Consider the following 24291-nt stretch of genomic DNA (forward strand, 5'->3'; position numbering starts at 1 on the left):
ACCTGGTGGGAGCTGCTGGGGCACCGGCGACGACGTCAGCGACGATCGCGCCCTCGCCAGAATGCCGTCGCACGATCATCGATGCCCTCGAGCGAACCCACGTCTACCCGATCGTGGGACCACCGACGAAACAGGACACTCTTCGATTCGTTCTCGGCTAACGAAAACATATGCGCGCGAACGCTTCTGTTGTCGTAACAATCAGAATCTCCACCCGCCGGTCCACTGTCCGGGCACTCTTCCCGCCCTATTGGATGACCAGCCGTTGTGGGGGAAAGGGGTGACGGCTATACCTGGTTCGGAGCTGTCACGCGGCTCGATAACCGCACTTCACAGCGACATACCGGTTCACCGGCAAGGAGGACATGTGGCCACGGACGTGGAAACCCGTAAGCGCGAGGAGATCTTCACCAAGCTCGACACCAACCGGGACGGGACCATCGACGAGAACGACATCCGCGAGCACATCACCCATTTCCTGAGCAAGTACAACATCTCGGCGGACTCGCCCCAGGCGCGCAAGGCCATGGACACAGCCAAGCAGATCTGGCAGAAGCTGGGCAGCCGGGGCGACGGCTCGGCGATCACCAAGGAGACCTACGTCCAGTCGATGGACCAGGACCTGGTGGAGAACGCCTACATCCCGCTGAACTCCGTCTTCTTCGACGTCGTCGACAGCGACCACGACGGCAAGATCAGCGAGAGCGAGTTGGTCAGCGCCCTCCAGCGCGACGGCCTGTCCGCCGACAACGTCCGGGAGGCGTTCCAGCGGATGGACCGGGACAAGGACGGCGACATCACCCGGCAGGAGTGGGACCAGGCCGTCCGGGAGATGCTGCTGAGCTCCGACCCGAACGCGCCCGGCAGCATCATGCTCGGCGCCTGAACGACCTCCTGCCCCGACCGCGCCGAGAGCCCGTCCGGAGCCTCGACGCCAGCACGACCGGCCGTCCCGTCGGCACACCCTGGCCGGATCGCCGCGAACGACCGACGCCGGTCGGAGGCGCAGCGCCTCCGACCGGCCGCTCAGGTGGCTCCGCTCACCCCGCGGGCGTCCGGGCCGGACGCGGAGCGCGCAGCACCCCGATGTGCCCGGCGACGTGCTCGACGGCCAGATTGGTCTCCTCCGCCAGGTTCTCGACGCCGAAGGTGTGCCACTCGCTGGTGTTCCGCACGACCCTCGGTTCGGTCGCGGCGCCGCTGACCGTCCACGTCGACGTCAGGCGCATGATGTCGCCGCCGACCGGTTCGCCGGTCATCCACGCCTCGTAGGTGAGCTCGCCGATCCGCTCGCGGGCGAGGGGCATCCGCGCCAGCGGCGCGGGCCGGGCGATCGGCAGCAGCTCCACCACCACCGGGGCGCCCGGCGCCAGCCGGGGCAGCGCGCGGTCCCACAGCGCGCGCCGCTCGTCGGGGTCGAGGTAGCCGAGGACGCCGAAGAGCACCAGCGCCGAGATCGGGTCGGGCAGGGCGACCGTCTCCGCTGGCTCGGCCATGATGGTGACCCGGCCGCGGAGATCGTCGTCGCCGATCACCGCGTGCGTGAGCACCGCCCGCATCCCGGCCGCGGGCTCACACGCCACGATCGGCGTGCCCGGCAGGGCGTCGGCGATGATGCGGACCGTGCGGCCCGTTCCCGACCCGATGTCGACCGCCGTGCCCACGGCAGGGTCCACATCGGAGAGAGCGGCCCGCAGCACCCGCTCCCCCTCGGGGTGCGCTCGCGGGACGAGATCGTAGAACTCGGCCACCGACGAGCAGTAGTCCTGCATTCGCATACCTCCCGGCAGTTGTGCGGCGAATCGTGTCCGCGGGATCAGGCGCTCTGGTAGGCAAGGCCGAGGCGCGGTTTCGTGACCAGGTAGAGGCCGGGGGCGGCCTTGACCCCGCCGGTCTGCGCGTAGCCCATCTTCCCCGAGTTGAACAGCTGCGCCCGCGCCTGGGCGAGCTCGCTCTCCTGCGGCGAGGCGGCGGCCGCGCGGTCGGGCGCCTCCTTCCGCATGGCGATCATCTGCGCGAGCGACCGGTCGGTGACCTCCACGGCGAGGTCGAGCGCCGCCTGCGCGTCGTGCAGGTCCTCGATGCCGGAGATGACGTTGGCGAACGCCAGCTCGATGTCGTCCGCGGCGCAGTCGCGCAGCGTGAGGCGCTGTGCCTCCCAGAAGTAGGAGGTCTTGCCGCGGTACTGGTTGTAGAGGCTGGAGACGACCACCAGGTAGCGGAGGTACGCGGTGCGGTAGGTCCACTCGTAGTGGGCCGAGGCGTGCTCCTCGCTGACGTCCCCGTTGACGGTGCTCGCCAGGCAGGCGGAGGCGAGCATCGCGCTGTACATGGCCAGGTGGACCCCGGTGGAGAGCAACGGGTCCAGGAAGCACGCGGCGTCGCCGGAGAGGAAGTAGCCCGGGCCGGTGAACCGGTCGGCCGCGTAGGAGTAGTCCTGCTCGACGCGCAGGGGCGCGACCCGCTCCGCCCTGGCCAGCAGGTCGGACATGACCGGGGACTCGGCGATCGCGTCCCGGTAGATCCGCTCCAGGTCGTGGCCCAGCGCCCGCCGGGCGGCGAAGTGGTCCTTGTGGACGACCAGCCCGACGCTGAGCCGGTCGTCGCGCAGCGGGATGCCCCAGAACCACCCGTCGGTCACCGAGCAGATCTCGATCGCGCCTTCGGGTCCGGCGATGGGTCCCGCGCCCGTCCAGTACCCCCAAACGGCGACGTTCTTGAAGACCTCGTGGTGCCGCCGCGTCCGCAGGTACCGGGTCATCAGGCCCGCCCTGCCGGACGCGTCGACCAGGTAGTCGAACGCCAGCTCCCGCTCCGGGCCGCCCTGCGCCGGGGCCCATCGCGCGGCCGTCGGCCGCTCGCCGTCGAACACCAGCTGCTTGACCTCGACGCTTTCCCGCACCGTCACGCCCTGGCTCTTGGCGTGTTCGAGGAGGAGGTGGTCGAAATCGGCGCGCTCGACGTGGTAGGAGTAGCTGTCCTCCCAGCCCGGCCGGTCTCCGAAGCCGATGTCCCACTGCTCGGCGCCCCAGTCGAAGTGGGCGCCGCCCTTCACCCGGAACCCCTGCCGCTCCACCTTCTCCCGCACGCCGAGCAGGTCCAGGATGGGCAGGCAGGCGGGCAGGAGCGACTCCCCGATGTGGTAGCGGGGGAAGACCGCCCGCTCCATCAGGGTGACGTCCATGCCCTCGCGGGCCAACAGCGTCGCGGCGGTGGATCCGGCTGGACCACCGCCGACGACCAGCACTCGGGCGCGTCCGTCCACATTCACTCCTGGGGGGATCGATTCGATCAAGACAGTGCCTACCGCGCAACGGTTCGGGGTCGGCGCGGCCGTGCCGCGCGTCGCGGGCTCGCACAACGGAGACTGCCCGAGGTGGTGGTGGGCCGCAAGATCTCCCCGCACATACCCACCGTGATCAACGCCGATGCACCCGGAAGTGTTGTCTTCGCTGGGGAACCGCCCATCGTTCGGGCTGGCGGAGGCCGAGCGCCGTGACCAGGTGATCCGGATCAGCGGGCGCTGGTGCGGCGGTTGACACCATGGTGTTGGACGAGTTGACAGCGGACTCCGGAGGGACCGTTATTGACCGCGTGTCCACCGTGGTGTCCGCATCGGCAGCACCGATCCCCGAGTCCACCGATCCGCCCGCCCGGCCCCGCAGGCCCGTCCCCGCCCTGGGGCCGGTCCTGGCCCGGGTCCGCGGTCCGCTGGCCGTCGCCGTGGTGCTGCAGGTGTTCGGCTCGGTCGCGGGCCTGGTCCCGCTGCTCGCGATCGCGGAGCTGGCGCGGGTCCTGCTGCCCGCCGCCGACGGCGCGCCGGTCGACGCCGAGCGGGCCTGGACGGTGGTGCTGGTGGCGTGCGGGGCCCTGCTGGCGCGTTTGGTCCTCCTGCTGGCCGCCGCGGTGGTGACCCACGCGGCGGACCTGCGGCTGGCGCTCGGCCTGCGGCTGGACCTGGTGCGCGTGCTGGGGCGGGTGCCGCTGGCCTGGTTCGACCGCCGCAACTCCGGCCGCGTCCGCAAGCTGGTGGTCGACGACGTGGAGAGCCTGCACGTGCTGGTGGCGCACGCGGTGCTGGAGATCACCGCGGCCGTCGTCGTCCCGGTCGTGGCGGTGGCCTACCTGCTCACGGTCGAGTGGCGGCTGACGCTGCTGACGCTCGCGCCCATCGTGCTGGCGATGGTGGTGGCGGCGCGCGCGATGCGCGGGGCGATGAGCCGCTATGAGGACTACGAGCGGTCGCTGTCGGAGCTGTCCGGACGGGCTGTCGAGTTCGTGCACGGGATCACGGTCGTCAAGACCTTCGGGGTCACCGGTCAGGTCCGCGGGCGCTTCCGGGCCGCGGCCTCGCGGTTCGCCGACTCCTTCGGGGACTGGGTCGCGGCGACCAGCCGGGCGGGTCTGGTCGCCGACCTCGCGACCGCGCCGGTCACCACCCTGCTGGTCGTGCTCACCGGCGGCCTCGCGCTGGTCGGGGCGGGCGCGCTGACGCCTGTCGACGTGCTCGCCTTCCTGTTGCTGGGGTTGGCGATCGGGCCGCCGCTGCACACGCTGACCTTCGGCATGGGCAAGCTCGGCGAGGCCAGGCAGGCGGCGCTGCGCGTGGCCGAGGTGCTCGCCACCGAGCCGCTGCCCGTGGTCCCCGACCACCGGGCGCTGCGGCCCTCCGGGACGGACGTGCGGGTGCGGGACGTCGACTTCGGCTACGACGGACGGGAGAACGCGCTGACGGACGTCAGCCTGGACCTCGCCCCGGGCACGATCACCGCCCTGGTCGGCCCCTCCGGCGCAGGCAAGTCGACGCTGGCCCGGCTGGTGCCGCGGTTCGCCGACGTCACCGCGGGCTCGGTCGGCATCGGCGGCGCGGACGTGCGGCTCGTCCGGCCCGCGGAGCTGTACCGGCAGGTCGGCTTCGTGTTCCAGGAGGTCGAGCTGCTGCGCGCCAGCGTCCGCGCCAACGTCGCCCTGGCACGACCCGGGGCCAGCCTCGACGAGATCCGCGCCGCCGCGGCCGCGGCCCAGGTGGACGAGCGGATCCGCGCCCTGCCCCGAGGCTACGACTCGGTGATCGGCGAGGACGCCGTGCTGTCCGGCGGCGAGGCCCAGCGGGTGTGCATCGCCCGCGCGCTGCTGGCCGACAGCCCGGTGCTGGTGCTCGACGAGGCCACCGCGTTCGCCGATCCCGACGCCGAGGCCGCCATCCAGGACGCGCTGAGCGAACTCGTCGCCGACCGCACCGTCCTGATCGTGGCGCACCGGCTGCACACCCTGACCCGCGTCGACCGGATCGCGGTGCTCGACGGGGGGCGGGTCGTGGAGACGGGGACGCACGAGGAACTGCTGGCGGCAGGGGGTCGCTACGCGCGGATGTGGCGCTGCGCCGAACAGGCCCGGGGCGGGCGGTCCGACGTCGTGGCCGGGGTGGGCCGGTGATCCGGCTGCTCGGCGGCATCGTCCCGGGACCGTCGCGGGGCCGGTTCCGCAGGCTGGTCGCGGGCTCCGTCGCGGCCTCGGTCGCGGGCGGGCTGGCGTACGTGGTGCTGGTGCCGCTGCTGCGGGCCCTGTTCGCCGAGGACATGACGACCGCGTGGCTGTGGGCAGGCGTGCTGGCCGCCGCCTGCGCCGCGTACTCCGTGCTCACCGTGTGGACGACGGGCGTGGGGGTCGCGCTCGGGATCGATCTGCTGCGTGAGACGCACCGCCGGATCGGCGACCACACCGCGGCGCTCCCCCTGGCCTGGTTCGGTCCCGAGCGGACCGGAGCGCTGGGCCGCATGGCGGGCCGCGGAGCCATGGACGTGGCGATGGTCCCGGCGCGGCTGGTGCGCCCGCTGGTGTCGGCGGTCGTCACGCCGCTGACCCTGGTGGTGGCGATGGTCCTGTTCGACTGGCGGATGGGCGTCGCGCTGCTGGTCTGCGTGCCCGTCGTCGCCGGGGGCGCGCGGGCGCTGGCGGCCATGGTGGGCCGAGGCGAGGCCGCCGAGCACGCGGCCACGGCGGCCGCCTGCGACCGCGTCGTGGAGTTCGCGCGGCACCAGGCGGTGCTGCGCTCGGCGGGCCGCACCGCCGACAGCACCGAACGCGCCCTGCGCGAGCAGCACGCTGCCAGGCGTCGGTCCCTCTTCGGCGGCAGTGTCGGAGCGGCGGTGTTCCTGCTGGTGCTGCAGCTCGCGCTGACCGCGATCCTGGCGTGGGGCACCTATCTCGCGCTCGGCGGCGGGCTGCGGGTGGTCGAGCTGATCGCCCTGCTGGTCCTCGCCGCCCGCTCGGTCGACCCGCTGGTGCAGGCGGGTGAGCTGAGCGCGGTCCTGAGGGTCGCCACCGAGGCGGTGCGCCGGATGACGGACCTGCTGACCACACCGACCCTGCCCGAACCCGCCCGGCCAGCCGCTCCCGCTGACGCGTCCATCGAGTTCGACCACGTCACCTTCGGCTACGACGGCACGCCCGTGCTCCGCGACGTCTCGTTCACCGTGCCCGCGGGCACCACGACCGCCATCGTGGGCGCATCGGGCGCGGGCAAGACCACGGTGACCCGGCTGGTCGCCCGGTTCGCCGACCCGGACGATGGCGCGGTGCGCATCGGCGGCCGCGACCTGCGCGAGCTGGGGACCGCCGTCGTCCTCGACCACGTCTCGGTGGTGTTCCAGCAGGTGTACCTGTTCGACGACACGCTGTGGGAGAACATCCGGGTCGGCCGCCCGGACGCCGACGACGCCGAGATCGAGCGCGCGGCGCGCATGGCCCGTGTCGACGAGATCGTGCGGCGGCTGCCCCGGGGGTGGGACACCCCGGTCGGGGAGGGCGGCGCGGCGCTGTCCGGCGGCGAACGCCAGCGGGTGTCGATCGCCCGCGCGCTGCTCAAGGACGCCCCGGTGGTCCTGCTGGACGAGGCCACGGCCGCGCTCGACGCGGAGAACGAGGCCGCGGTCCGCGACGCGCTCGACGCGCTGGGCCGGGACCGCACGGTCCTCGTCGTCGCCCACCGGCTGGCCACCATCGCCGCAGCCGACCAGATCCTGGTCATGGGCTCGGGGACCGTCGTCGAGCGCGGCGCCCACGACGACCTCCTGGCCGCGGGCGGCGCCTACGCCCGGCTGTGGGCCAGCCGCGAGCGCGCCGAAGGCTGGCGCCTGACCAGGCCCGCCCGGTAGGAAGGTCACCCCGGAATGCCCGACAAGCACACCGTCGCGTTGCCCGCCGCCCAGGAGACGCTGCTCATCCCGCTCTACGCCCGGGCGCTGGAGACCCGCAAGAGGCGGCCCCTGCTCCGCGACCCGAGGTCGGTCGCCATGGTCGAGCGGATCGACTACGACTTCGCCCGGCTCGGCACCGGCCGCAGCATGATCGGCGCGGTGCTGCGCGGGATGATCGTGGACGCGTGGGTGTCCGGGTTCCTGGCGGCGAACCCCTCGGGCACCGTCGTCGAGATCGGGGCGGGCCTCAACACCCGGCACGAGCGGCTCGACAACGGCCGGGCCCACTGGGTCGAGTACGACCTCCCCGAGGTCATCGACCTGCGGAAGCGGTTCTTCGCCGACACCGAGCGCCGGACGATGCTGGCCGCCTCCGCCACGGGCGAGGAGTGGGTGCCCGCTGTCAAGACCCGGCCCGGTCCCTACCTGTTCGTGTCCGAGGCCGTGCTGATCTACGCCTCCCGGACGGGCGCGGCCGAGGCCGTCGGGCACATCCGGCGGCACTTCCCGGGCGCGGGACTGATCATGGACACCTTCACGACCACCGCGGTGTCCATGATGGACTCCCACGACACGCTGCGGCACATGAGGGCGCGGCCCGCCTGGAGTGTCGACGACCCGGCGTCCGAGCTCGCCCGGTGGGGCCTGTCCGTGGAGCGGACCTGCACGCTGCCGCGCGCGACGCCCGAGGTCCGGCGCGCGCTGCCGCTCGGCATGCGCCTGACCACCGCGCTGATCGACCGCACTCCCCCAGGCAGGCGATATCACCTGCACAACACGCGCGTGACCCCTTGTCCGCCACGGTGACCAGGAGACCGACATGTCCACAATAGAGGCCGGTCGGGCGACGGCCGATCACCTGCGACTGATGACCCTGATGTACGGCACGATCGCGGCGCAGGTCGTCGGCATCGCCGCCCGCCTCGGGCTGGCCGACAGGCTCGGCGACGCCGAGCGCGCCAGCGCCGAGGTGGCGGCGGCGGTCGACGCCCATCCCGACGCGACCACCCGGCTCCTGCGCGCGCTGGCCGCCCTGGACCTCGTCGCCGAGACCGGGCCGGACCGCTACCGGCTCACCGAGACCGGCGCCTTGTTGCGCAGCGACCGGCCGGACTCGCTGCACACCGCGGTGCTGCTGCTCACCGACCCGGCGATGCTGGCCACCTGGGCCCGGCCGGACGCCGCGGTGCGCACGGGCCTGCCGGTGTTCGAGCGGGTGCACGGCGCGGACTTCTTCACCCACGTCGGCGCGGACCCGCGGCTGTCCGAGCGGTTCAACGCGATGATGCGGCAAATGACCCTGCCCGTCGCGCGGGCGCTCCCGGGCGCGTACGACTTCTCGCGGTTCCACACCGTCGCCGACATCGGCGGCGGCGACGGCACCGTGCTCGCCGAGATCCTGCGCGCCAACCCGACGCTGCGCGGCGTTCTGTTCGACACGGCCGAAGGTCTGGCGCAGGCGGCCACGACGCTGGACGCGGCGGGCGTGGGCGACCGCTGCGGGACGGTGGCGGGCGACTTCTTCGTGTCGGTGCCCGGCGGGGCGGACGGCTACCTGCTCAAGAGCGTCCTGCACGACTGGGACGACGCCCGGTGCGCCACCCTGCTCGGGCACTGCCGCGCGGTGATCCCGGACGGCGGCAGGCTGCTCATCGTCGAGACGGTCCTGCCCGACCGGATCGACCCCGCGGACCCGACGCCGTACCTCAGCGACATCACGATGTTGGTCAATATGGGCGGCCGCGAACGCGGGCGGGGCGAATTCGCCGCCCTGTGCGCGCGCAGCGGGTTCGCGGTCGTCGCCACGCATCCCCTCCTCGGGCCGTATTCGCTGATCGAGGCGGTGCCCGCCGGATGACGACCCAGCTCGCGAGCACGACCGTGGACCTGACGGCCGAGGACTTCCACGCCACCGCCCACCCCCTCTACGACGCGCTCCGCGCCCGTGACCCGGTCAGCTTCGTCCGGCTGCCGCACCAGCCCGAGGGCGAGGGCTTCTGGATGATCACCGGTCACGCCGCCGCCGAGGCCGCGCTGCGCCACCGCGGCCTGGCCAACGACCCCCGCCGCGCGCTGTCGCCCGAGGAGATCGCCCGGCGGCCGGAGACCCGGCATCCGGGGACCCAGGCCACCATGCTGTTCACCGACCCGCCCGAGCACACCCGGTTGCGCCGGGTGCTCACGAAGGCGTTCACCCCGCGGCTCGTCGCCCGGCTCCGCCCCGCCATGGCCGGGCACGCCGACCGGCTGCTGGCCTCGGCCGCCCGCTCCGACGAGGTCGACCTGATCAGCGCCTACGCGTATCCGCTCCCGCTGGCCGTGATCGGCGACGTGCTCGGCTACCCGGAGTCCTGGCACGACCGGCTGCGGGACTTCGCCGTGCGCGCGGCCGCGCGGTCCAGTCCGCTCGACGCGCCGGACGGGGACGTCGGCGCGGAGTTGGAGGGCTACGCCCGCGACGTCGTCGCGCTGAAGCGCCGCGAGCCGGGCGACGACCTCGTCAGCAGGCTGCTGAACCCCGACTCGGCCGACGACCGGCTCACCGACACCGAACTGCTGGCCATGATCGGCCTGCTGACCGCGGCCGGGTTCGAGACCACCGCCAGCGTGATCGGCTGCGCGGCGCTGGCCCTGGCGGGCCACCCCGACCAGTGGGCGGCGCTGCGGCGCGATCCCGGGCTGGCGAGCGCGGCCGTCGAGGAGACCCTGCGCCACTGGTGTCCCATCGAGACCGCGACGATGCGCTTCGCCGTCGCGCCGCTCGACATCGCGGGCAGGCGGATCGGCGCGGGCGACACCGTGCTGGTCTTCCCGGGCGCGGCCAACCGCGACCCCGACCACGTCCCCGACCCGCACCGCTTCGACATCCACCGCGAGCCGCGCGGCCATCTCGGCTTCGGCGGCGGCATCCACACCTGCCCCGGCGCGGCGCTGGCCCGCGCCGAGTGCCGCACGGCCATCGCGATGCTGGCCAGCCGCTGGCCGGACCTGCGCCTGGCCTGTTCGCCGGAGGAACCGAGGTGGCGGCCGGGCATGGGGCTGCGCGGTCTCCGCGAGCTGCCGGTCCACCCGGGTGTGCCGCGGTGACGCCCGCCGTCGTCCTGGTTCCCGGCGCCTTCACCGGGGCGTGGATGTGGGCCGACGTCGCCGCGGGCCTGCGTCGTCGGGGCATCGCCGCGAGCGCGATCGACCTGCCGTCGATCGGGCCGGACGCCGGGGACGCGGGTTTCGCCGCGGACGTGCGCGCGGTGCGCCGGGCCCTCGACCGGCTGGAGCCGCCGGTGCTGCTGTGCGGCCACTCCTACGGCGGCGGGGTCATCACCGAGTCCGCCGCGGGCCCGCACCCGGCGGTGCGCCGTCTCGTGTACGTCAACGCGGCCGTTCCCGATATCGGGGACAGTCTCGTCAGCCTCATGACGGCGGCGGTCGCCAGGGCGAGGCTAGGCGAGCGCCCGGACCGCGGTGTGGTCCTCCGCGGCGACGGCCTCGCCCACCTCGACCGCGAGTACGCCCGCCGCGTCCTCTTCAACGACTGCGGCCCGGACCGCGCGGAGGCGGCGCTGGCCCGCCTCAGCCCGACCAACCCGAGCGGGTCCGACCGGCCGCTCGCCCACGCCGCCTGGCGCGACCTGCCCGCCACGTATCTGCGCGGCACCGAGGACCGCCTGGTGGAGGCGATCGCGCCCGCCTTCATCGCGCACGGGCCGGAGCTGGTCGAGTTCCCCGTCGGGCACTGTCCGCAGTGGAGCCGCCCGGAGCTGGTCGTCGACCTGCTCGCCGACCGCGCCCTGGGTATGACCACCGGTCCGTCCGCAGCCGAACGAACCCGCACGGGAGACCCATGCTCACCAAACAGCAGCTCATCGATCAGACCTTCGCCAGCGCCGACGTGGACGGCGACGGCTACCTCACCGAGTCGGACCTGATCGCGAGCGCCACCCGGCTCTCCACCGCGATGCTCGACAAGGTCGCCGCCGGTGACGCGACCGGGAAGCCGCTGCCCGCCGATGTGGCGGAGATGCTCACCACCGCGGCGGACCTGATGCCGAGGATGTCGGCGGTGCAATGGCGGATGATCGGTTCGATCGCCCGGCTGGACGACCAGGGCCGGTTGACCCGCGACGAGTTCGCCCGGATCACCGACCACCTGATGGCCGGGGAGACCGACGACGCCCACAACCTCGTCTTCGACGCCACCTGGCACCTCCTGCACGCCGACGGCGAGGACTTCATGCGCCGGGACGACTGGCACCGCTTCGCCGAGGCCCACGCCATCACCCGCTACGTCGACGACCTCTTCGACGAGATGGACAGCGACCACGACGGCAAGGTCAGCAAGGACGACTACCTGGCCGTCCGTTCCGGGTGGGACGAGCGCGCGTGACCGAACCCGGCGATGACGTGGCCGCAGTGGCTGGCGATCCCCGGCCGCTCCGGCGAACGGGCGACCGGCCCTTGCCAGGCCATCGCCTGCTCATCGGGGTCCTCGGCTCGACCTGGAGCCACGCCGTCGCGCCCGGTGGCCTCTCCGAGGCGTGCCGCCTTGGTCGCGCATCCCGCGCGTGATCTGGAGTGAACCGGTGAACACGGCCATGCTCCTGCTCGCCCTCGCGGTCATCCTCGTCGCGGCGCAGGTGCTGGGCGCGGCGGCCAGACGGGTGGGGCAGCCGCCGGTCGTCGGCGAGATCGCGGCGGGCGTGCTGCTGGGCCCCACCCTGTTCGCCGGGGCCGTCCCCGAAACGCTGTTCCCGCAGGACGTCCGGCCCGGGTTGGCCGCGCTGGCCGACCTCGGCGTCGCGGTGTTCATGCTCGTCATCGGCATGGATCTCGACCAGCGGCTCCTGCGCGGGCAGCGGGCCGCCGCCGCGGGGGTGGCCGCCGGGTCCATCGCGCTGCCGTTCGCTTCGGGCGCCCTGTTGGCGCTGTACCTGGCGCGCACGCACGAGACCACGGGGACCACGCTTGCCTTCGTGCTGTTCTTCGGCGCGGCCATGGCGATCACCGCGTTCCCGGTCCTGGTCCGCGTCCTCACCGACCGCGGCATGCACCGCATCGCCGTGGGCGGGCTGGCCGTCGCGGTCGCGGCGATCGGCGACGCGGTGGTCTGGTGCCTGCTGGCCGCGGTGCTGACCCTCACCGGCGAGCAGAGCGGCTGGCAGACCGTCCTCGCCGTGCCTTACCTCCTGGTCATGGTGTTCGCCGTGCGGCCCGCGCTGGCCACGGTGGCGGCCGCTCTCGCGCGGCGTGGCCGTCCCCTGCCCCCGAGCGCGCTCGCCGGGGTCGTGGTGTTCGCGGCCGGGTCCGGCGCGGCCACGGAGTGGCTGGGACTGCACTTCATCTTCGGCGCGTTCCTCGCGGGCGCGGTCATCCCCCGCGCCGGGACCGAGGCGCTGCGGGCGGAGATCGTCGCGCGGATCAGGCCGCTGGGCTCGGTGCTGCTGCCGGTCTACTTCGCGGTAGCGGGCCTGGCGGTGGACCTCTCCACCGTCACCGTCACCGCGGTGGGTGAACTGGCGCTGATCCTGCTGATCGCCGTCTCCGGCAAGTTCCTCGGCGCCTACGCCGCCGCCCGGGCCTGCGGCCAATCCTCCCGCCACGCCGCCACTCTGGGCGTGCTGATGAACACCCGCGGCCTCACCGAACTGATCGTCCTCGACATCGGCCTGCGGACCGGACTCTTGGACACCGCGCTGTATTCGCTGATGGTCGTGATGACCATCGTGGCCACCGCGATGACCGGCCCCCTGCTGCACGTGGTCTACCCACCCCGCCTGCTCGCCGACTTGCCGTCCGGGGTCACCCACCCGAGGGTGCCCGAGCCGGGACCTGCCGGAGGGGCCTGCCAGCCCTGACGGGGCGCTGCCTGCGCATCCGCCGCCACGCCCTCACCCCCGACCGCCCACACCTCGGCATCGAGGTCGCGGGCGTCGAGTGCGGAGTCGGCGCGGCAGGCACTCTCACCTGTCCTCCTCGGACCGGCGACGGTCCTCGCGGGGAGTCGTATGGTGTCGGGATGGCGGGACGGACGCCCCTCGTGGGACGCCGCGCGGAGTTGCGGGCGCTGCTCGACCTCGTGCGCGCTCCGGCGGTCGTGCGGATCGACGGTGAGGCCGGGGTCGGCAAGACGCGGCTGCTGGCCGAACTGCGGGAGCAGCGGGAGCTGCGCGGCCGTCGCTGGCTGTGCGGGGCCGGGCAGCCGCTGCGGGAGCCGTTGCCGCTGGCGCCGCTCATCGACGCGGTGCTCGCGGACGAGGGCGCGCCGTGGTGCGCGGACCCGCTGCTCGGCGCGCTGGTGCCGGTGCTCCCGGAACTGGGCCCCCGGCTGCCCCCGGGACTGCCGCCGCTGGGTGACGTCCGTGCCGAGCGGCACCGGGTCTACCGGGCGCTGCGCACGGCGCTGGCCGCCGCGTGCCCGGCCGTCCTGGTCCTGGACGACCTGCACTGGACCGACGACGGCACCGCCGACTTCCTGCACTTCCTCGCCGGGCGCCTGCCTGCCGGGCTGTCGGTCGTGCTCGCGCACCGGCCCGGCGCCCCTGATCTGCCGGGCACCCGGCTGCGGCTGGACCCGCTGAACCTCTGCGAGACGGCGGAGATGCTGCACGCCATGGTCCGCGAACGGCCACCCGCCGCCGCCGCGGAGGCGCTGCTGCGCCGCACGGGCGGTGTCCCATTCGCCATCGAGGAGGTGGTGCGCACCGCGGTCACGCAGGGCGCGCCGTGGGACGCGCTCGACGGCGGGCTGGTGCCGGACGGGTTCGCCGAGGCGATCGCCACCCGGCTCGACCGCCTCGACGACGTCGCCCGGCGCGTCGTGCACGCCGCCGCCGTGCTCGGCGCGCCCGCGACCGCGGCCGACCTGCTCGCCGTCGCCGAGGTGCCCGCCGAGGCGGGCGAGGCCGCGCTGGACGCGGTGACCGGCTCGGAGCTGCGGGAGCACGGCGGGCAGTACGGGTGCCGCCACGAGTTGGCCGAGCAGGCGGTCCTGCGGACGATCGGCCCGGCCCGCGCCCGGCGGCTGCACCGGCGGGCGGCGGAGGTGCTGCTCGCCTCGGCCGCGCCACCGCACCGCCGCGTCGGCGACCACCTGCGGGCCGCCGGGGACGTCGAGGGCTGGCTGGTGCACGCCGAGCTGGCCGCCGACCGGGCCGTCGAGGTCGGTGACACGGGCACGGCGGTGGGCGCGCTCCGCGAACTGCTCACCGCGGCGGACGACGCCCGCGAGCGGAGCCGCCTGGCCCTCAAGCTGGGCCGGGCCGCGCTCGACGGGGTGGACGTCGGCGCGACCGTCACGCTGCTGCGCGAACTGCTCGCCACCGTGGACCTGCCGCCGTCGATCCGCGGTGAACTGCGCGCCGACCTCGGCCTGCTGCTGCTCAACCAGGCGAGCGCCCCCGAGGACGGCTACCGCGAGCTGGAGCTGGCCGCGGCCGACCTGCGCGGCCCCCGGCCCGACCTGGCGGCGCGGGTGATGTCGTCGCTGGCCAACGTGCACGCCGGGCACCACCACATCGACGTCCACCTGCGGTGGCTGGCCGAGGCTGAGGCGCTGGCGGACGCGCTCACCGACCCGCGGGCGCGGGTCGCGTACCAGGTGAACCGGGTGACGACATTGATGACCCGGGGCGAGCCGGGCGCCGCCGGGCAGGCCGAGTGGATCCTCGCCGACCCCCCGGACGCCGAGACCGCCCGGCACCACACCCGCGGCTGCCTGAACCTCGTCGATGCCGCGTCCTGGCTCGGGCACTACGACCAGGCGACCCGGTTCCTCGACCGCGCCCGCCGACTCGACGACGTCTCGCCCTACGTGGAGGAGCAACTGCAGGTGGCCTCGGTGCTGCTCGACTGGCTGAGCGGGCGGTGGACCGGGCTGCGCCAGCGCGCCGCGGACCTGGCCGCGCGCCAGGCGGGCCTGCCCCGCATCGCCGCCGAGTGCCGCGTGATCGCGGGCGCGCTCGCCGCGGAGGAGGGCGATGCGGCCGCCGCGCTCCCCCTGCTCCGCGCCGCGGCGGGCGAGGGGCCGCCGCCGGTGCTGGCCACCGCGCGGGTGCTGGTCGCCCAGCTGCGGCACCAGCGGCTCGTCCGGTCCGCGGTGGTGCGCGGCGTCGACGACGCGCTCGGGGTGATCCGGCGCACCGGCATGTGGGTGTGGGCGACCGAGGTGACGCCGATCGCGGTGGAGCTGCTGTCCGCTATGGACCGTCAAGCCGACGCGGAGCGGGTGGTCGCTGAGCATCGCGCGGGTGTCGCTGGCCTGGACTGCCCGGCCGCGCACGCCGCTCTCGCGCTGGCCGACGCGGTGCTGGCGCACGAGCGCGGAGACCTCGACGCCGCCGACGCGGGCTACCGCGCCGCCGCGGCGCTGACCGCGAGCCGACCGCAGTGGCACGCTCGGACCCTCCTGCGGCACGCGGAGTGCCTGTTCGCCGCCGGACGCGACGGCGTCCCGCCGCTGCGCGCCGCGGAGCGGCTGTACAGCGGACTGGGGGCGGTGGTGCGGGCAGAGCGGTGTCGCGAGGTGCTGCGCGCCCATCACGCGCTGCCTGGCCCGAAGCGCGGGCGGCCGGGGTACGGGGACAAGCTGTCGCCCCGGGAGCGGGAGGCCGCGCGGCTGGCGGCGGCCGGGTGCACCAACCGCCAGATCGCGGCGGGCATGGGCTTGTCGGTGCGCACCGTGGAACAGCACGTCGCGCGGGCGCTGCACAAGCTCGGCGTGGACTCGCGCAGGGAGCTGACCGCGGTGCTCGGCCCGTCCGGTTAGGACGGACCGAGCACCGGGAGCCGTGGGCTACAGCGTGATCGACCAGCGGTCGAGGACGCCGGTGTCGCCGGGTCCGCTGTCCCGGATGTAGAGGTTCCAGGTGCCCGCGGCCTGCTCACCCGTGACCGGCGCCGAGTAGGTGGCGGTGCCGGGGAACGGGTGGCAGACGGAGCCGCCGTACGCGTGCAGCCGGTACCACCGGTTGGACGGGGACAGCAGGTAGATGTCGAGGTCCTCAACGCAGGTGTGCCGTCCGGTGACCTCGACCCGCACCGGGCTCACCGCCGCTCCGCTCGCGGTGGAGCGGATCGGGCTGTAGAGGTACCGGTAGTCCTGGATCGGGTAGTCGGTGTCGTTGGTGAACGTCCGCGTGCCGCCGCTGCCGTCCGACGTCCGCACGGTGATGGGACCCGCGGCGGGCGAGGTGTTCCCGGCGGCGTCCCTGGCCCGGACGGAGACCTGGTAGCTCGTGCCCGGGGTGAGACCGGTGAGCGTGGCGGTCGTGCCGCTCGTGCTCGCCGCGAGGGTGGAGCCGGTGTAGACGTCGTACGCGGTCACCCCCACGTTGTCGGTCGACGCGGTCCAGGCCAGCGACGCGGACGTCGAGGTGGCGCCGGTGGCCCGGAGGTTCCCCGGCGCGGTCGGCGCCTGGGTGTCGCCGCCGCCGCCCGCGGTGTGCAGCGTGAGACCCCACTTGCGCAGCGCCTCGTTGACCGGCTGGAACAGCGACTGGTCCGGCGCGCCACCCGGGCTGCACGACGACTTGCCGCCCGAATGCAGCCCGACCGCCTTGTCGCCTGCCAGCCACGCGCCGCCCGAGTCGCCGCCCAGCGAGCACGCGGTCGTGAACGCCATGCCGTCGATCGGGCCGCTGGCGTAGACGACGGTCTGCTCGACCGCGGTCACCCTGCCGCACTGCCAGCGCGAGGCCACGCCGGAATGGCAGACGACCTGGTTGACCAGCGGCTCGGTGCTGCCGGTGACGGTGACCCCGGCGCCGCCCCAGGTGTTCACGGCGGCGGACAGCGCCCATCCCGGTTCGGTCACCGCGACGACGCCCATGTCGCCTTCCCTGGCGAACACGCTGCGCGTGCCGCCGGTGTTCGACGTGCCGATGCGGTTCTGCCCGCCGGAACCCGCGTACGCGGGCTGGTCCCGGTCGTCGGTGCAGTGCCCGGCGGTGAGGAAGTGCCTGCCGCCCGAGGCGTCCACCGCGGGGAAGCCGATCGAGCAGTTGGCCTCGAAGCCGGGGAACCACGGGTTGCCCGGCCGGATGTCGCCGCCCTGGGGCACGGGCGACGCCGAGGTCTCGTGGACCCGCGCGCCGAGGTCGGCGGCGCGGGCCAGGAAGGCGCGGGTGGCCGAGGTGGCCCGGGTCGTGTCGACGCGCACGACGACATCGTTGTTGACGACGTCGACGCCCCACCCGAAGACGCCGGGGACGCCGATGGCGTGGTCGCCGACCGCGCGGGCGAGTCGGTCGAGGTCGGCCCGGCTCCGGGTCACCCGCCTCGGTTCGGCGCCCGCCGCCCGGACCTGCGCGGCCGCGGCGTCGTCGGTGACCGCCACGACGACCGCGCCGGTCCGCTCGTCCAGCCACACGCCCGCGCCCCGCTCGGCGAGCCGGTCGATGACCCGCTGGGCATCGGCCTGCCCGGCCAGCGCGGCCCGGGCCGCCCGGTGGCTGATCCCGAGGTCGCGGCTGATCGAGGCGATCATGGTGTCGTCGGCCGGGCCCGCGGTCGCCGGGGCAGCGCCGAAGGCCAGGGTCGAGGCCGCCAGCGCGGCGGCGAGGCGGGCCCTCATCGCGACACCGCCTGGTGGGTGATGCGGACGTCGTCCACGCCCGCCTCGACCAGGCTGCCGCCGGAGACGTCGCCCGCCTCGACGACGACGCGGACCATGGCGCCCGTCCACGCGGACAGGTCGGCCGTCGCCGTCGCCCACGCCGCGGCGGTGTCCGCGGAGCCGGTCTTCTTCTCGAACACCGTCGTGCTGCCGGATGCCGAGACCACGCGCACGCGCAGGAAGTCCGCGCCCGCCGAGTTGGCCAGGTGGCCGACGAACCAGGAGAAGGAGAGCGTCGCCTTGCCGCCAGCCGGGATCGCGACCGGCGGGGAGCCTGCCGAGGTCACGCCGCCGTCGAGGTCGTTGTCGCCGACGGCCGCGCCCGGCGCCGCCCCGGTCACCAGCGCCCGCACACCGCTGGGCGTGGTGCCCGGCTGCATGGTGTGCCCCGACCACGTCGTGGCTCCCGGGTCGCCGACCTCGAACCTGCCGCCGGTCGCGGTGTCGGCGCCCGCCGGGTTCACCGTCCAGGTCCCGCTCTCGAAGTCCGTGGCGTACACCGTGGTCACCGGGCTCGGGTCGGGATCGGGGTTGCCGCCGGACACGGCGGCCAGCGCGTTGGCGATCCCCTCGCCGAAGTGGGAGTTCCTCGCGGGCGTCCCCGTGCACCGGGTGTCGCCCGCCGGGCAGGGCGTGTCGATGGCCTGGGCGAGCAGCATCGAGCGCAGCTGGTCGGGGGTGGCGGTCGGGTGCGCGGACGCCAGCAGCGCCACGACGCCCGCCGCGTGCGGCGACGACGCGGACGTGCCGTGGAAGGTGGTGTAACCGTTGTTCAGGCCGGTCGTGTTGACCATCGCGTAGCCGTCGCCGCCCGGGGCGGTCAGCTCGACGGTCTGGATGCCGTAGTTGGAGTAGTAGGCGAGTTCCCTGCGGGTGTTCGCCGCCGTCACCGAGATCGCGTTCGGCAGGTCCCCCGGGAGGAACAGCCCCGGCTCGGTGTCGAGGTTCACCGCGTAGTTCCCGGCCGCCGCGACGGTGACCGTGCCGCGGCTGTGGGCGTAGTCGACCGCGCGGCGGACGGCCTCGATCACCGCGTCCTGGTCGGGGTTGCCCGGGCTGTTGTACATCCACGGGTCGACGTAGTAGCTGTTGTTCGTCACGGCGAAGCCGCGCTCGGCCGACCACATCAGACCGCAGACGACGTTCTCCGCGTACATGTAGCCGGTCGGCTCCATCACCTTCACCGACGCGATCTTCACGTTCGGCGCGACCCCGACGACCCCGCGCCCGTTCCGCGCCGCCGCGATGATCCCCGCGACCGACGTCCCGTGCCCCGCCGCAGGCGCGTACGAGTCCGGCTCCCACGCCCCGGGCGCGGTGTTCGCCTTGCCGTAGAGGCAGGACACGGAGTTGGCGGCGTCGAAGTTGTCCCGCAGGTCCTCGTGCGTGCCCTGCACACCGGTGTCCAGCACGCCGACGGTGACCGATCGGCTGCCGGGGTTGACCGCCCACGCCTTGTCGGCGCCCATCATCGCCATGTTCCACTCGACGGGCTCCGCGGGCGCCGAGATCGACGCCCCCATCTGCGGTTCGAGGTACCGCTGGGCGGTGGTCGCACCGGAGACATCGGTCTCCCGGGTCTGCCCGACCTTCTGCACGCCTGCCACCGCCCGCATCCTGGTGGCGAAGTCGGTGGCCGCGGAGTGGGCGACGACGACCCCGATGGGCGCGTGCGCGTTCTGGACCGCGCCGCCGTTGGCGGTCACCGCCTGGGCCACGGCGCCGGTGGACCCGGGCGCGGTGATCACCAGGTAGGCGCGCGTCCCGAGCGGCGCGGCGTCGGCCACGGCGGGCGTTGCGCCGAGCGCGGCGGCGCCGAGCGCGAGCACGCACAGCACCCGCGAGCGGCGGCGGTTCTGGTTTCGTCTCATGGCAGGGACCTCTCCTCGGTGAAGCGTCCGTTCACCCGGGATGAGATTCCGGCCTGCGCCCCGGCCCGTTCAATCCGCGACACCACCTACCGAAACGCGGCTCCACGGTGCGAATCCCGCACGCCGGGCCTGCCCGGGAGCTAGACGGATCACTGGCATGCGGGGCCGACGACCTGGCGTAGCGGGCACGTACGTACAACGGAATCGTCTCCGGAATCGACTACGGAGATAACCACCTATATATTCTCCAGCGAATACTCTATCCGCCTAAACGGCGAGACGACTCCGCCTATTATGAGTGCCGTTACGGCATTTTGATAGGTGCGCCTACGGATTGTTTTCGACAAAGGGCGCTGTTACGACTGGAAGTGGCACATCCGTCCACGTTCCACGCGTTGTTGTGCCGCTGACCGGGAGCGCGACGAATGCTCGCCGGATCGTTGATTCGTGTTTGAGAACCCTGCACACGAGGAGTCATCGTGAGAAAACTGTTCGGTGTCGCCGCTGCCGCGGTGCTGGCGCTCGGCGGGGCGGCGGCCGCGTCGGCCGCGCCGGAGCCGCCGCCCACGTTCGAGCCGTACATCGTCGGCGGTGAGACGGTCAGTTCCGCGCCGTGGGCCGCGGCCCTGTACGGGAACGGCACGTTCCGGTGTTCGGGCAGCCTTGTCGCGGCGCAGTGGGTCCTCACCGCCCGTCACTGCCTGGGTTCGGGGCTGACCGTCCGGGTCGGCAACGTGATCAAGGACCAGGGCCAGTCGGTGACCGTGGCGTCCACTCAGGCGTACAGCCGAGGCGACCTCGCGCTCCTCAAGCTGGCCACCCCGGTCAGCATGACCCCCGCTCGACTCGCCGAGCAGGACCCGCCCACCGGCTCCACCAACCACATCTACGGTTGGGGCCGCACGAGTTGCAACGGAGTCTCGTCCGGTCAGCTCAAGCGCGCCTCGGTCCGCGTCACCGGTCGGTCCACCGACGCCTACAACGGTCCGGCCATCGCCTCCACCGGCATCGACGGCTACGCGTGGAAGGGCGACTCCGGCGGGCCGCAGCTGTACAACGACGCCATCGTGGGCGTCGCCTCCACCGCCGACTGCGCGGGCCGCCAGTACTACGCCAGCGTGGCCAGCGGCCTGAGCTGGATCCGCCAGCACATCGGCGCCCCGGACCCCGATCCCGGCCAGAGGTTCGAGAACCCGAACAACGTGGACATCCCGGACAACGGCAATGCGGTGTCCTCCCCCATCACCGTGACGGGCGTGTCGGGCAACGCCCCGACGGGGCTGCGGGTCTCCGTGGACATCAAGCACACCTTCCGCGGCGACCTCCGGATCGACCTGGTCGCGCCGGACGGCTCCGCCTACCTGCTCAAGGCCAGCAGCACCAGCGATTCGGCCGACAACGTGCTCGCCACCTACACGGTGAACGCCTCCAGCGAGGCCGCCGACGGAACCTGGAACCTGCGCGTGCAGGACACCTACCAGAACGACATCGGCTACATCGACTCGTGGAGTCTGGAGTTCTGACCTCGCGGGGAGGGCCGTCCCACGACAGTCCTCCCCGCCAGGTGTACCGGGTGACGATCATCTTCCGAGCGGGCGGAACACAGCCGTTCGGCGTGGGGCAAATGTCCCAACGGAACCCGCGCGGGCGCGGCACTTGCCTCCGTCGTCGAATCAAGCCCGTTGACCTGCGGCTTTGAGGCGACTAGAGAAGTACACCTTGCCTGCAACGGAGGTATCGATGCCCGCTATCCGCCCCAGATCGGGGTCGGCCGCGCTCGCGGTCCTGTTCCTGGCGGCCTGTACCGCCCTCACCGGTCTTCCGGCTACCGCCGAGCCGGTCGGGGCGTTCAAGGCTCCCACCCGTAACGAGCACCCGGCCAACGGCGTCGAGCGGAACCAGGTCGCCGCGCTCGACGCGCCCGCCGCGCGGGCCGCGGTGGTGCCCGGTGGCGCTAACCGCGCCCGGCCCCACCAGGGCTATCCGCGCCAGACGTCGCTGCGGGTCTACCCCGAGGACGCGAACGACCGATCGATCAAGCTCGGGCTGTACCCGTACCACGCGCTGGCGCCGAAGCTGAACGAGCTGCAGGAGCGCAGCGACCGGATCTCGGTGGAGGTGGTCGGGCAGTCCACCCTCGGGCGTGACCTGTACCTGGTCACCGTGACCGCGCCGGAGTCCGCGCGGGAGACGCGCGAGCAGCAGCGGTGGAAGGAGCTGATCGAGGACGACCCGGTGCGGGCGGCCCGCGATCCCCGGCTGCGGCGGGAGTACAAGGCGCCGATCTGGATCAACAACAACATCCACGGCGACGAGTGGGAGGGCACCGACGGCGCCATGCGCCTGATCGAGCACTTCGCCACCACGTCCGACCAGGCGACGCTGGATCTGTTGGAACGGACCCGCATCTACTTCAACGTCACGGCCAACCCGGACGGCCGCAACGCGGGCACCCGGCCGAACGCGGCCGGGTTCGACCTCAACCGCGACTTCGCCACCGCCTCCCAGCCCGAGACCCGGGCGATGCGCGAGATCGGGCTGACCACGCAGCCGCTGGTGATGCTGGACGAGCACGGGTACACCGGCGACACGCTGATCGAGCCCGCCACCGCGCCGCACGGGCAGAACTACGAGTACGACCTGTATATCAAGCACGCCTACGCCAACGCGCTCGGCATGGAGGCCGCGGTCAAGGCGCTCGGCTACGCCGAGACCGAGTCGGTGACCATCCCGTTCCGCGACCTCGCGCCGGGCGACTGGGACGACTGGCCGCCGATCTTCACGCCGATGAACGTGATGTACCACGGCGCGGTCGGCCACACCGTGGAGATCCCCCTGCGGGTCAACCGCGCGTCCTACACCGACCTGCCGGTGTCGGAACTGCGCAGGCGCTCGGCGATCAACACCGACGTGGCCGCCGCGACCATCCGGGCCGCGATCACCTACACCGACACCAACCGCGACGCGCTGATCGCCGACCAGATCGAGTTCTTCCGCCGGGGTCGGGCGGGCGAGGCGCAGCGCCACATCCCGGACGGCTACGTGCCCGGCTTCGGCCCCGAGGACCGGTACTCCACGACCTTCGCCCGGGCCTGGGTCATCCCGTCGGGACCGGCGCAGCGCTCCGAGGCCGCGGCCGCACGGCTGGTGGACATGCTCGTGGCCAACGACATCCGCGTGACCCGCGCCCACCGCGGGTTCCGGTTGGGCGGGCGCGCCTACCCGGCCGGGTCCTACGTGGTGGACATGCACCAGCCCAAGCGCGGCCTGGCGAGCGCGCTGCTGGAGGCGGGCGGCGACGTCTCGCAGCGGGTGCCGCAGATGTACGACATCTCCGGCTGGAGCCTCGGCCTGCTGTGGGGCGCGACGGTCGACCGCGTGGCGAGCGGACCGGTCCACGTGCCCGGCCGCCCGGTCGTGGCCGCCGCGCCGACCGGCGGCGTGGACGCAGGCCCCGGCCGGGACCTGGCGATCACGGTGCGCGACGGCAAGGACGTGCAGGCGGTCAACGACCTGCTCGGCCGCGGCCTGCCCCTGCGCCGCGCCGCCGACGGCGTGGTCATCGCCCCGGCGGAGACCCGCGCCGAGGTGCTGGAGGTCGCGGACCGCTACGGCGTCCGGTTCACCGCGGCGCCCCCGGGCGCCTCCGGCACGCCGATGCGCCCGCAGGTCATCGCGGGGGCGGTCGCCCCCGACGAGCTCAAAGCCCTGCGCGACATGGGCTTCGAGGTCCGGCCGGTCAACGCCGCGATCCTCAACGCGGGCTTCGACTGGTCCCGGGTGGACACGCTGTACGTGTCCTCCGGCCTGCGCTACAGCGACCTCAACCCCGAGGCCGTCGCTGCGCTGACCACGTTCCTCAGCCGGGGCGGCGTGGTCACCCGAGGAGTCACCGGCGCGCGCTTCAACGCCGACGCGGGCCTGCTGGCGGCGCGCGCGGTGGCCGGACGCGAGGACGCCAACGGCGTGGTCACCGTGGTCAACGGCGGCGGCCTGACCAGGGATGCCCTGCCGCACTCGTTCGTCTACTCGCCGCTCTGGTTCACCGACCTCGGCGCAGGCGTCGCCGTGGAGCAGCGCTACGCCGCCGACCCGCTGGTGGCGGGTCACTGGCTGCCCCGCGCCAACGGCACCGGCGGTCCGGCGGACGCGGCGGGCCAGGCGTCCGTCGTCTCCGGGACCGACGAACGCGGCGCCCGGGTGGTCCTCTTCGGCAGCGAGCCGATGTTCCGCGACCACCCCAAGGGCCTCTACGCCCAGACCGCCAACGCCCTGTACTGGACCGCGGCGGTCCCCGCCCTGACGAGGTAGCCGTCCGATGGCCCGCGCCCTTCGCGGGGTGCGGGCCATCGTGCGCGCCAAACACCCACTCCTCACCGCGCTCGGTGGTCCCCCGATCGGGCATGATGCCGACGACGGTGGTCGCGACCGGGAAAGGCGCGGGATCGGGCACTCCGCCCGGTCCCGGTGCGCTCGAATCAGTCGGCGCTTCCGCCCTGTCGCGTTCACCTGGCAGTGTCCGCCGATCCTCCGGCCCTGCCCGGGGGACGCGGTCGGTCATCTTTCCGGCCGCCGACAGCACCGGATGAGCGCGGCTGCGAATCCATCGTGG

General features: G+C 73.6%; 16 protein-coding genes. 12 read left to right on the forward strand and 4 right to left on the reverse strand.

Features of this window, described 5'->3' with window-relative positions:
• The first annotated feature begins 367 nt into the window (after positions 1–367).
• Positions 368–886 carry an EF-hand domain-containing protein gene (locus tag IEY98_RS11605; RefSeq protein ID WP_189210440.1) on the forward strand — a complete coding sequence of 173 codons (519 nt, stop codon included), beginning with the start codon at positions 368–370 and terminating at the stop codon, positions 884–886.
• A gap of 154 nt (positions 887–1040) precedes the next feature.
• Here IEY98_RS11605 and IEY98_RS11610 read toward each other — a convergent pair whose 3' ends face one another.
• Positions 1041–1778 (reverse strand): class I SAM-dependent methyltransferase, encoded by a 738-nt coding sequence (locus IEY98_RS11610; protein WP_229786828.1) that lies wholly within the window; start codon positions 1776–1778, stop codon positions 1041–1043.
• 38 nt (positions 1779–1816) lie between these two features.
• A complete protein-coding gene (locus IEY98_RS11615) occupies positions 1817–3265 on the reverse strand; it encodes an NAD(P)/FAD-dependent oxidoreductase (RefSeq protein ID WP_189210441.1) in 1449 nt (482 codons plus the stop codon).
• 329 nt (positions 3266–3594) lie between these two features.
• Between IEY98_RS11615 and IEY98_RS11620 the strand changes: the two genes are divergently transcribed.
• From IEY98_RS11620 to IEY98_RS11660, 9 genes are all read left to right on the forward strand, one after another.
• Positions 3595–5436, forward strand: a complete 1842-nt coding sequence (locus IEY98_RS11620) for an ABC transporter ATP-binding protein (protein ID WP_189210442.1) — start codon at positions 3595–3597, stop codon at positions 5434–5436.
• Positions 5433–7157 carry an ABC transporter ATP-binding protein gene (locus tag IEY98_RS11625; RefSeq protein ID WP_189210443.1) on the forward strand — a complete coding sequence of 575 codons (1725 nt, stop codon included), beginning with the start codon at positions 5433–5435 and terminating at the stop codon, positions 7155–7157. The genes IEY98_RS11620 and IEY98_RS11625 overlap by 4 nt, the downstream gene beginning before the upstream one ends.
• A 15-nt stretch (positions 7158–7172) precedes the next feature.
• Entirely contained in the window at positions 7173–8006 is an 834-nt protein-coding gene (locus tag IEY98_RS11630; RefSeq protein WP_189210444.1) for a class I SAM-dependent methyltransferase, read from the forward strand.
• Positions 8007–8019: 13 nt separating this feature from the next.
• Entirely contained in the window at positions 8020–9057 is a 1038-nt protein-coding gene (locus IEY98_RS11635; RefSeq protein WP_189210445.1) for a methyltransferase, read from the forward strand.
• Positions 9054–10286: a cytochrome P450 family protein gene (locus tag IEY98_RS11640; RefSeq protein ID WP_189210446.1), complete on the forward strand. Its 1233-nt coding sequence runs from the start codon at positions 9054–9056 to the stop codon at positions 10284–10286. The genes IEY98_RS11635 and IEY98_RS11640 overlap by 4 nt, the downstream gene beginning before the upstream one ends.
• Entirely contained in the window at positions 10283–11125 is an 843-nt protein-coding gene (locus tag IEY98_RS11645) for an alpha/beta fold hydrolase (RefSeq protein ID WP_189210447.1), read from the forward strand. The genes IEY98_RS11640 and IEY98_RS11645 overlap by 4 nt, the downstream gene beginning before the upstream one ends.
• On the forward strand, positions 11041–11583 hold the full coding sequence (locus tag IEY98_RS11650; protein WP_189210448.1) for an EF-hand domain-containing protein: 543 nt from the start codon (positions 11041–11043) through the stop codon (positions 11581–11583). The genes IEY98_RS11645 and IEY98_RS11650 overlap by 85 nt, the downstream gene beginning before the upstream one ends.
• A 196-nt stretch (positions 11584–11779) precedes the next feature.
• A complete protein-coding gene (locus IEY98_RS11655) occupies positions 11780–13051 on the forward strand; it encodes a cation:proton antiporter (RefSeq protein ID WP_229786829.1) in 1272 nt (423 codons plus the stop codon).
• A gap of 161 nt (positions 13052–13212) precedes the next feature.
• Entirely contained in the window at positions 13213–15960 is a 2748-nt protein-coding gene (locus IEY98_RS11660; protein WP_189210449.1) for a helix-turn-helix transcriptional regulator, read from the forward strand.
• Between the two features lie 27 nt (positions 15961–15987).
• On the opposite strand, the gene IEY98_RS11665 is transcribed toward IEY98_RS11660, so the two are convergent.
• Both IEY98_RS11665 and IEY98_RS11670 read right to left on the reverse strand, forming a co-directional pair.
• A complete protein-coding gene (locus IEY98_RS11665) occupies positions 15988–17766 on the reverse strand; it encodes a fibronectin type III domain-containing protein (protein ID WP_189210450.1) in 1779 nt (592 codons plus the stop codon).
• Positions 17763–19679, reverse strand: a complete 1917-nt coding sequence (locus IEY98_RS11670) for a S8 family peptidase (protein WP_189210451.1) — start codon at positions 19677–19679, stop codon at positions 17763–17765. The genes IEY98_RS11665 and IEY98_RS11670 overlap by 4 nt, the downstream gene beginning before the upstream one ends.
• Before the next feature lie 479 nt (positions 19680–20158).
• Here IEY98_RS11670 and IEY98_RS11675 point away from each other — a divergent pair, with 479 nt between their 5' ends.
• Both IEY98_RS11675 and IEY98_RS11680 read left to right on the forward strand, forming a co-directional pair.
• Positions 20159–21202 carry a trypsin-like serine protease gene (locus tag IEY98_RS11675; RefSeq protein WP_229786830.1) on the forward strand — a complete coding sequence of 348 codons (1044 nt, stop codon included), beginning with the start codon at positions 20159–20161 and terminating at the stop codon, positions 21200–21202.
• Between the two features lie 217 nt (positions 21203–21419).
• The gene (locus tag IEY98_RS11680) at positions 21420–23990 is read left to right on the forward strand and encodes a M14 family zinc carboxypeptidase (RefSeq protein ID WP_189210452.1); all 2571 of its coding nucleotides are present in this window, start codon (positions 21420–21422) and stop codon (positions 23988–23990) included.
• Positions 23991–24291 lie beyond the last annotated feature (301 nt).

The sequence above is a fragment of the Actinokineospora fastidiosa genome (genome assembly GCF_014648415.1).
Taxonomy (GTDB): Bacteria; Actinomycetota; Actinomycetes; order Mycobacteriales; family Pseudonocardiaceae; genus Actinokineospora; species Actinokineospora fastidiosa.

Excerpts from the sequence above, each read along its gene's own strand:
- IEY98_RS11610 (WP_229786828.1), bottom strand. The coding sequence starts at position 1,778 with ATGCGAATGCAGGACTACTGCTCGTCGGTGGCCGAGTTCTACGATCTC.
- IEY98_RS11630 (WP_189210444.1), top strand. The coding sequence starts at position 7,173 with ATGCCCGACAAGCACACCGTCGCGTTGCCCGCCGCCCAGGAGACGCTG.
- IEY98_RS11635 (WP_189210445.1), top strand. The coding sequence starts at position 8,020 with ATGTCCACAATAGAGGCCGGTCGGGCGACGGCCGATCACCTGCGACTG.
- IEY98_RS11640 (WP_189210446.1), top strand. The coding sequence starts at position 9,054 with ATGACGACCCAGCTCGCGAGCACGACCGTGGACCTGACGGCCGAGGAC.
- IEY98_RS11650 (WP_189210448.1), top strand. The coding sequence starts at position 11,041 with ATGCTCACCAAACAGCAGCTCATCGATCAGACCTTCGCCAGCGCCGAC.
- IEY98_RS11660 (WP_189210449.1), top strand. The coding sequence starts at position 13,213 with ATGGCGGGACGGACGCCCCTCGTGGGACGCCGCGCGGAGTTGCGGGCG.
- IEY98_RS11665 (WP_189210450.1), bottom strand. The coding sequence starts at position 17,766 with ATGAGGGCCCGCCTCGCCGCCGCGCTGGCGGCCTCGACCCTGGCCTTC.
- IEY98_RS11670 (WP_189210451.1), bottom strand. The coding sequence starts at position 19,679 with ATGAGACGAAACCAGAACCGCCGCCGCTCGCGGGTGCTGTGCGTGCTC.
- IEY98_RS11680 (WP_189210452.1), top strand. The coding sequence starts at position 21,420 with ATGCCCGCTATCCGCCCCAGATCGGGGTCGGCCGCGCTCGCGGTCCTG.